This window comes from Amycolatopsis rhizosphaerae, from assembly GCF_007713715.1.
GTDB lineage: Bacteria > Actinomycetota > Actinomycetes > Mycobacteriales > Pseudonocardiaceae > Amycolatopsis_E > Amycolatopsis_E rhizosphaerae.
The window spans coordinates 1-8,178 of sequence record NZ_VJWX01000322.1; the positions used below are offsets into that span (position 1 = coordinate 1).

The following is an 8,178-nucleotide window of genomic DNA, read 5'->3' on the forward strand; positions in this document are numbered from 1 at the left end:
GTCGAATCGACCGTGAAGGGGCCCTTCACGGTCGATTCGACCGGGGCGCCGGCCCCGGGGGTCAGCGAGCGGAGTCCCGGACGGAGTCCTCGGCCAGGGCGAGCGCCTTCTTCCGCTTCCACCGGAGCAGGAGGAACACGCCTGCCGCGGCCAGCACGCCGACCACGATCAGCCCGCCCGTGCTCAGTGCGCTCTCGATCTTCTTGGCGGCCTCGCCGAGTGCGACGCCGAGGCTGATGTGCAGCGCGGACCAGCACAGCGCGCCGGCGGCCGCGGCGGGCAGGAACCGGCGGAACGGCAGGCCCGAGGTGCCGGCCGCGGCCGGCATCAGGGTGCGGATCACCGGCAGGAACCGCGCGAAGAACACCGCGAAGGCCCCCCGGCGTTGCAGCACGCCGGTCGTCTTGTCCCAGGCGTCGACGCCGTGTTTGCGGATCAGCTTGGTCTCGCGCAGCCGCGGGCCCCAGCGGTTCCCGATGGCGTAGCCGATCGAGTCGCCGAGTGTCGCGCACACCGTGACCACGGTCCACAGGATGAGGAACCGGGGCACGGTGTGCGCGGTGGTGGCCGCGACGAGCAGGCCGGACTCGCCGGGGGCCAGGAAGCCGAGGCCGATGGTGCATTCGAAGAACACCAGCGCGCCGGTCGCGCCGACCAGGGCGGGCTGCGGCAGGTTCTGCAGCCAGTCGAGTACGTCGGTTACCAGCGCCACGCTCTTCCCCTGTCCGTTTTGCCGTCTTCGGTCGTTTCCAACGTAGCGTGACCGGACGGTGCCGGGCTCGGGGAAAGTCCCGGATCCCTACCGGGTGAGCAGGCTGCTGGCCTCCTGTGCGGCGGGCCCCGCGGCGGCCAGGTGGGCGAGGTTCTCGGGCAGCGGCTCGCCACGGTGGCGCTTGGTCTGCGCGTAGAGCCGCCCCGCGCGGTAGGAGGAGCGGACCAGCGGACCGGCCATCACCCCGGGGAAGCCCAGCGCCTCGGCGACCCGGGCGTGCTCGACGAACTCCTCGGGCTTGACCCAGCGGTCGATCGGGTGGTGCCGCAGCGAGGGGCGCAGGTACTGGGTGATGGTGAGGATCTCGCAGCCGGCGTTCAGCAGGTCGCGCATCGCGGGCTCGACCTCCTCGGGGGTTTCCCCCATGCCGAGGATCAGGTTGGACTTGGTGACGAGCCCGGCCTCACGGGCCTTCGTGATCACTTCCAGCGACCGGGAGTAGCGGAAGCCGGGGCGGATCCGCTTGAAGATCCTCGGCACCGTCTCGACGTTGTGGGCCAGCACCTCCGGCCGTGACGAGAAGACCTCGGCCAACTGGCCGGGGTCGGCGTTGAAGTCGGGGATGAGCAGTTCGACGCCGGTGCCCGGGTTGAGTGCGTGGATCTGGCGCACCGTTTCCGCGTAGAGCCAGGCGCCGCCGTCGGGCAGGTCGTCGCGGGCGACGCCGGTGACGGTCGAGTAGCGCAGCCCCATGGCCTGCACGCTTTCGGCCACCCGGCGCGGTTCCTCGCGGTCCAGTTCCGTGGGCTTGCCGGTGTCGATCTGGCAGAAGTCGCAGCGGCGGGTGCACTGGTCGCCGCCGATCAGGAAGGTCGCTTCACGGTCTTCCCAGCATTCGTAGATGTTGGGGCAGCCTGCCTCTTCGCAGACCGTGTGCAGCCCTTCGCGGCGCACCAGCCCCTTCAGCTCGGTGAATTCCGGGCCCATCTTGGCCCGGGTCTTGATCCACGACGGCTTCTTCTCGATCGGGGTTTCACTGTTGCGGACCTCAAGCCGCAGCAGCTTCCGACCCTCAGGCGCAACAGTCACGCGCCCAGCCTACGCCGCCGGCCGCGCCCGGCGGCCGGGGCGACGCGACGCTAGGCGGGGTCGGGGGTGATGCCGGTGAGCTTGGCGGTCAGCTCCCACAACGCGGTGCCGTTGCGGCGGTCGAGTGCGGGGCGAAGGGGCTGGATGACGGTGGGGTGGCCCCGCATCCCGCCGAAGCGGTCCGGGCCGACGTAGTCGCCGCCGTTGACTCCGGGCGCGGTCGCGGCGTACAGCTGCGGGAGCGCGCCGGTTCGGACGTTCTGCGCGAGCAGCGCGTCCCCGAGGTGGGAAGCACCCTGAATCAGGTTCCGCAGCAGGGGATTGCCGTAGGACCGCGCCATCGCGCTGTTGAGACCGGTGGCCGTGTAGCCGGGGTGGGCCGCGGCGCTGACGATGTCGAGGCCGACCTCGCGCAGCCGCCGGTCGAGTTCGAGCGCGAACACCTGGTTGGCGAGCTTGGCCTGGCTGTAGGCGGTGGCACCGTTGTAGCGACGGTGCTCGAAGTTCGGGTCGCCGAAGTCGATCCGGCCGCCGCGGGCGGCGAGGCTGGACAGGGTGACGACCCGGGCGGCGCTGCCGCCGCGCAGTGCGGGCATGAGCAGCCAGGTGAGCGCCGCGTGGCCGAGGTGGTTGGTGCCGAACTGCAGCTCGAACCCGTCGGCGGTGCGCCGGTAGGGGGTGGCCATCACACCGGCGTTGTTCATCAGCAGGTCGAGCGCGTCGCCGGTGGTGTCGCGGATTTCGGCGGCGGCCTCGCGCACGGAGGCCAGGTCCGCCAGGTCGAGGCGGATCAGCTTCGGCGCGGTGTGGGCAAGGGCCGAGACCCGCCGAAGTGCCTGCTCGCCGCGCTCGGGGGAGCGGCAGGCGAGCAGGACGCGGGCGCCCTTGCGGGCCAGCGCGGCGGCGCTGTAGAGCCCCAAACCGGAGTTCGCGCCCGTGATCACCGCCGTGCGACCGGACTGGTCAGGCATGTCCGCTTCGGTCCACCTGCGCATGGCAGGGATGCTAACGCGCCCGGCGGTGTTTTGGGCACAAGAAGATCAGGCGCTGGGGACGAGCATCCTCAGCAGGGCACTGACCCGGTTGCGGGGCTTGGCCGGTTCGAGTGCGGGCGCGTGCCTCAGCAGGGCGGCGAACGCGGCGCCGATCCTGGTCACCTCGTCGGCCGGTTCTGCCGGACCGGCCAGGCCGGCGGCCACGGCGAGCATGCGCAACTCGGCTTCGTGGCGGGCGCGCAGCGCCGGGTGGCGTTCCAGGTTCGCGTCGAGCACCTCGCGCAAGGTGGTGTGCCGCGCGACGGCCTTGCGCCAGGCGCGGGTGGCCGCGTCGACGCGATCGGTGTCCCCGCCCAGTTCGGTGAGTTCGGTCCGGAGGTGACCGCTGAGGACCTGCGCCCACTGGTAGTGCAGGGCGAGCAGCAGTTCCTCTTCGCCGCAGAAGTACTCCCGGGCGCCGGGGACCTCCGCGAACGGCAGTGGTGCCCGGGGATCGCGGGCGGCTTGGCGGATTACTTCGTCGCAGATCTCGCGACGGCGGTGGAAGTCGGTCCAGCTCATGGGTCGTCCCCTCTGTCCGTGACCCTGGCCATACTCTCGGTTTGCCCCATACTGTCGGTATGGTGCCGACAGGGACAACATACCACGGGTATGTGAAGGGCTGTCCGGCGTAAGCTTGTGAGCGTGGCGACAACGCGGTCCAGGCGACTCGACTATTCGGAATCCACCCGAGCGGCGCTCGTGGACAGCGCCGTGGAGCTGTTCACCAAGCGCGGTTACGCCGGAACTTCGCTGGACGAGGTCGCCAAGCGGGCAAGGGTCACGAAGGGAGCGCTGTACCACCATTTCAGTGGCAAACAAGCGCTCTTCGAAGCGGCCTTCGAAAAAGTGGAAAGCGCTGTCTTCGGCCGCCTCGAAGAAATCATGCGCGGCCCCGAGCCGCCCTGGCAGCGTGCCCTCAACGGATTGCGGGAATTCATTTCCAGTTGTCTCGATCCGTCGTACCAGCGCATCGCTCTCCACGAGGCGCCCGTGGCGATGGGCTGGGAACGGTGGCGGGAAGCCGAGGACAGGGCCAGCTTCGGGCTGATCCGCTCGAGCCTGGAGGACCTCATCGAGGCCGGTGACGTGGACCAGGTGCCGGTGGAGATCACCTCGCGGATGCTGTTCGGCGCGCTGTTCGCCGCCGCCACCGAGATCGCCAGTTCGACCGATCCGAAGAAGGTCGGCGAACAAGTCGAAGGGGTGATCGTGCAACTGCTCAACCGGCTGCGCCGGACCGGCGGCGGGAACGACTGACTACTGTGGGTCCGGTGGACCTGAGGATTTTCACCGAGCCCCAGCAGGGCGCCAGTTACGACGATTTGCTCCGCGTCGCGAAAACCACGGAGGAAGCGGGTTTCGACGCGTTCTTCCGTTCCGACCACTTCCTGAAGATGGGCGATGCCAGCGGTCTGCCCGGCCCCACCGACGCGTGGATCACTCTCGCCGCGCTCGCCCGCGAGACGTCCCGGATCCGCCTGGGCACGCTGGTCACCGCCGCCACCTTCCGGCACCCGTCGGTGCTGGCGATCAGCGTGGCGCAGGTGGACCAGATGTCCGGCGGCCGGATCGACTTCGGCTTCGGCGCGGGCTGGTACGCCGACGAGCACAGCGCCTACGGCATCCCGCTGCCCGAGCTGAAGGAACGCTTCGACCGCTACAGCGAGCAGCTGGAGATCATCACCGGCTTGTGGGAGACCCCCGAAGGCGGGACCTTCAGCCACGAGGGCGAGTACTACCGGCTGGAGAACGCCCCGGCGCTGCCGAAGCCGGCGCAGTCCCCCCGGCCCCCGGTGATCATCGGGGGCGGCGGCAAGAAGCGCACTCCGGCGCTGGCGGCCCGCTTCGCCGACGAGTTCAACGCGGCCTTCGCCGACGCCGTCACCGCGGCCGAGCAGTTCCAGCGGGTCGCGGCCGCGGCGCAGGCCATCGGGCGGAATCCGGAGGAGATCATCCGTTCCGCCGCCCAGGTGGTCTGCGTGGGCCGCGACGATGCCGAGGTCGCCCGGCGTGCCGAGGCGATCGGCCGTGAGGTGGACGAACTCAGGCTCAACGGCCTCGCCGGAACTCCGGCCGAGGTGGTCGACAAGATCGGGCGCTACCGGGAGGAGTCCGGGGCCACCCGCTTCTACCTGCAGGTCCTCGATCTGAGCGACCTCGACCACCTGACGCTCATCGCCTCGGAGATCGCCCCGCAGCTGGACTGACACCGGCGGCGAGCCCGTGGGGAAGTGCGGAGCGGGGGACGTTTGCTTCGAATCATTCGGAATCGGAGCAGACGGTCCCCCGCTTCGGCTACTGGAGGGCGAAGGTCACGCCGGGGGCGGACGGCGCCTCGGGGCGCGGCAGCCAGCGGTCGTCGCTGACCGGGAGATCCCCGTCGAGCGCGGCGAGGACGGCATCCCGCGCCGGGGCCAGCGCCTCGGCGACGGTGACCGTGCGGCCCAGCTCGAAGGACAGCGACGTGACCCCGGCGTCCCGGATGCCGCAGGGCACGATCTTGTCGAAGGCCCCCAGGTCCGCGTCGCAGTTCAGCTCGAACCCGTGCATCGTCACGCCCCGCTGGACGCGGATGCCGATCGCGGCGATCTTGCGCTCGGGGCCGCGGTCGTCGGCGGGTACCCAGACACCGCTGCGGCCCTCGACGCGGCCGGTGTGCACGCCGAACTGCTCGCACACCGAGATCAGCGCCTCTTCCAGCCTGCGCACGTAGTGGACCACGTCGATCGGGTCGCCCAGCTTCACGATCGGATAGCCGACCAGCTGCCCCGGCCCGTGCCAGGTGATCTTGCCGCCCCGGTCCACGTCGATCACCGGGGTGCCGTCGGCGGGCCGGTCACCGGGTTCCGTCCGCTTGCCCGCGGTGTACACCGACGGGTGCTCCAGCAGCAGCATGGTGTCCGGGCCGGTGCCGTCGGCGCGGGCGTTGAGGTACGTGCGCTGCAGGTCCCAGGCCTGGAGGTAGTCGATGGTGCCGATGGAGCGGACATCGACGGGTTCACGCGTCGCGCGGCAGGAAGGAGCACTCACGGTTCGCAGGCTACGCCGGGAGCGCACGTTCGTGCACCGGCCCGGGTAGGAGCCTCACCACGCTCGCGGCGGCGAGACCGATCCCCAGCACCGCCAGTACCGACCCGATGGTGTCGGTGAGCCAGTGCACCCCCAGGACCAGCCGCGTCAGCGCGACCATCACGGTGGCCACGCCGAAGGTCAGCACCGCCCAGCGCGTCAGCCGGGGCGCGAACCAGACGCACAGCAGCACCGCGGCCATCCCGGTGCCCGCGATGGCGACCACGTGGCCGCTCGGGTAGGCGAACTCGGGGTAGGAACGCGGGCGGGCCCGCACGAACAGCGGTTTGCCGAGCACACTGGTGAGCCGGCACAACCCGAACACCAGTGCGATCCGTGCCAGGACGGACGCGTCACGCCGGTAGCCGCGATACAGACGCAGGAAGAGGGCCAGCACCAGGGCGATCGCGGCCACCGAAGGCACCACGATCCCCAGCAGGTCGCTCAGCACCTGGGAGATCCGCCCGGGCGTCGCCCGCCACCACCCCTGGAACGCCGAGGCCACGGCCATGTCCACGGCCGCCGGATGGCTCGCGACCGTCATGCCGAGCGCGAAGAACAGTCCCAGGCACACAGTGCCGGGCACCAGCCAGCGGATCAAAGTTCCGCCGCCAGTGCCGACTCCAGCGTCGTGTCACGGAACGGGTAGGCCGCGCGCTCCAGCACGCCGGGCACCACCCGCTGCGAGACCAGCGCCATTTCGTCGGCCATCTCGCCGAGGGCGAACCGCAGGGCGAGCGAGGGGACCCGCCACGGGGCGGGCCGGTGCAGCGCGTGCCCGAGCGCACGGGTGAACTCGGCGTTGGTGACCGGCTCCGGCCCGCACAGGTTCACCGGTCCGGACAGGGTTTCGTGCTCCACCAGGAACCGGATCGCCTCGATCTCGTCCCGCAGGCTGATCCACGGCAGGTACTGCCTGCCGTCCCCGATGCGGCCACCCAGGCCGAGCTGGAACAGGGGTTTCAGCGCGCCCAGCAGTCCGCCGCGGCCGCTGAGCACCAGTCCGGTGCGCAGGTGCACCACCCGGGCCCCGGCGTGGGCCGCGGGCTTCGTGGCCGCCTCCCACGCCACGCAGAGGCCGGCGAGGAATCCCTGGCCGTGCGGCGACGATTCGTCGGTGACGGTGTCGCCGGTGTCGCCGTAGTAGCCCACGGCGGAGGCGTTGATCAGTGCCGGGATGCCGCGCTCCGCGACGATCTCGGCGAGCACCTCGGTCGGCTCGATCCTGCTGTCCAGGATCACCTGTTTGCGCGCGGCGCTCCACCGCTGGGTCAGCGGCGCGCCGCACAGGTTGATCACCGCGTCGATCCCCTCGACCGCCTGCTCGTCGATGCGCCCGGCCGGAGGATCCCACGAGTACCTGCCACCGCCGCGGACGAGCCTGCGCACTTCGTGCCCCGCCCCGCTCAGCGCGGTGACGAGTGCGGTGCCGATGAGCCCGCGGGAACCCGCGACGAGGACTCTCATGGGTCAAGCTTAGGAGGAGGACGGTTCCGGGACAGGCGAGAGGGGGTGCACCCGGTGACGGGAGCACCCCCTCTGGGGAAGCCGGATCAGAGGCCGAGTTCGTCCTCGAAGTGGCCCTCTTCCAGACGGTTCTTGATGGTGGTCAGGAACCGGCCCGCGTCGGCACCGTCGATCAGGCGGTGGTCGTAGGTCAGCGCCAGGTAGGCCATCGACCGGATCGCGATCGTGTCCTGCCCGTCCGCGTCGGTCACCACGACCGGCCGCTTCACCACCGCGCCGACGCCGAGGATCCCCGACTGCGGCTGGTTGATGATCGGCGTGTCGAACAGTGCGCCGTTGCTGCCCAGGTTGGTCACCGTGAAGGTGCCGCCCGACAGCTCGTCCGGCTTGACCTTGTTGGCCCGGGTGCGGGCCGCCAGGTCGGCGATGGCGCGCGCCAGGCCCGCCAGGTTCAGCTCACCCGCGTTGTGGATGACCGGGGAGATCAGGCCCTTCTCGGTGTCGACGGCGACCGCGAGGTGCTCCTCACCGAAGTAGGTGATCTCCTTGGTCTCCTCGTTGAGGTAGGCGTTGATGTTCGGGTGCTGCTTGAGCGCCTCGACCGTGGCCTTCGCGAAGAACGGCAGGAAGGTCAGCTTCACGCCCTCGCGCTCGACGAAGCCCTGCTTGGCCTGCTGGCGCAGCCGGGCCACCTTGGTCACGTCGACCTCGAACACCTGGGTGAGTTGCGCCGAGGTCTGCAGAGACTCGCGGGTGCGCTGCGCGATGACCTGCCGGATGCGGCTCGCCTTCTGCACCGTGCCG

Annotated in this window: 10 protein-coding genes; 2 read left to right on the forward strand and 8 right to left on the reverse strand. The window is 70.6% G+C overall.

All coding sequences use genetic code 11. From position 1 onward, the window contains the following. Positions 1-61: 61 nt before the first annotated feature. The 4 genes from FNH05_RS25835 to FNH05_RS25850 all read right to left on the reverse strand — a co-directional run bounded on the left by FNH05_RS25835 (position 62) and on the right by FNH05_RS25850 (position 3,357). The gene (locus FNH05_RS25835; RefSeq protein ID WP_144591312.1) at positions 62-712 is read right to left on the reverse strand and encodes a DedA family protein; all 651 of its coding nucleotides are present in this window, start codon (positions 710-712) and stop codon (positions 62-64) included. Positions 713-799: 87 nt separating this feature from the next. After that, positions 800-1,801 carry a lipoyl synthase gene (gene lipA, locus FNH05_RS25840; protein WP_144591313.1) on the reverse strand — a complete coding sequence of 334 codons (1,002 nt, stop codon included), beginning with the start codon at positions 1,799-1,801 and terminating at the stop codon, positions 800-802. A 50-nt stretch (positions 1,802-1,851) separates the two neighbouring features. Further along, positions 1,852-2,796, reverse strand: a complete 945-nt coding sequence (locus FNH05_RS25845) for an oxidoreductase (RefSeq protein ID WP_144591314.1) — start codon at positions 2,794-2,796, stop codon at positions 1,852-1,854. Between the two features lie 45 nt (positions 2,797-2,841). Beyond that, positions 2,842-3,357: a hypothetical protein gene (locus FNH05_RS25850; protein WP_144591315.1), complete on the reverse strand. Its 516-nt coding sequence runs from the start codon at positions 3,355-3,357 to the stop codon at positions 2,842-2,844. Positions 3,358-3,474: 117 nt separating this feature from the next. Between FNH05_RS25850 and FNH05_RS25855 the strand changes: the two genes are divergently transcribed. Together FNH05_RS25855 and FNH05_RS25860 are read left to right on the forward strand one after the other, a co-directional pair. Continuing rightward, entirely contained in the window at positions 3,475-4,095 is a 621-nt protein-coding gene (locus tag FNH05_RS25855; protein ID WP_186382738.1) for a TetR/AcrR family transcriptional regulator, read from the forward strand. A gap of 14 nt (positions 4,096-4,109) precedes the next feature. Next, positions 4,110-5,045: an LLM class F420-dependent oxidoreductase gene (locus FNH05_RS25860; RefSeq protein WP_144591317.1), complete on the forward strand. Its 936-nt coding sequence runs from the start codon at positions 4,110-4,112 to the stop codon at positions 5,043-5,045. An 88-nt stretch (positions 5,046-5,133) separates the two neighbouring features. Here FNH05_RS25860 and lipB read toward each other — a convergent pair whose 3' ends face one another. The 4 genes from lipB to sucB all read right to left on the reverse strand — a co-directional run. After that, a complete protein-coding gene (lipB, locus tag FNH05_RS25865) occupies positions 5,134-5,868 on the reverse strand; it encodes a lipoyl(octanoyl) transferase LipB (RefSeq protein ID WP_144591318.1) in 735 nt (244 codons plus the stop codon). A gap of 10 nt (positions 5,869-5,878) precedes the next feature. Further along, on the reverse strand, positions 5,879-6,493 hold the full coding sequence (locus FNH05_RS25870; RefSeq protein WP_246127941.1) for a phosphatase PAP2 family protein: 615 nt from the start codon (positions 6,491-6,493) through the stop codon (positions 5,879-5,881). 11 nt (positions 6,494-6,504) lie between these two features. Continuing rightward, the gene (locus FNH05_RS25875) at positions 6,505-7,374 is read right to left on the reverse strand and encodes a TIGR01777 family oxidoreductase (RefSeq protein ID WP_144591319.1); all 870 of its coding nucleotides are present in this window, start codon (positions 7,372-7,374) and stop codon (positions 6,505-6,507) included. Between the two features lie 86 nt (positions 7,375-7,460). Beyond that, a partial coding sequence (sucB, locus tag FNH05_RS25880; RefSeq protein ID WP_144591320.1) for a 2-oxoglutarate dehydrogenase, E2 component, dihydrolipoamide succinyltransferase occupies positions 7,461-8,178 on the reverse strand: 718 nt, incomplete at its 5' end.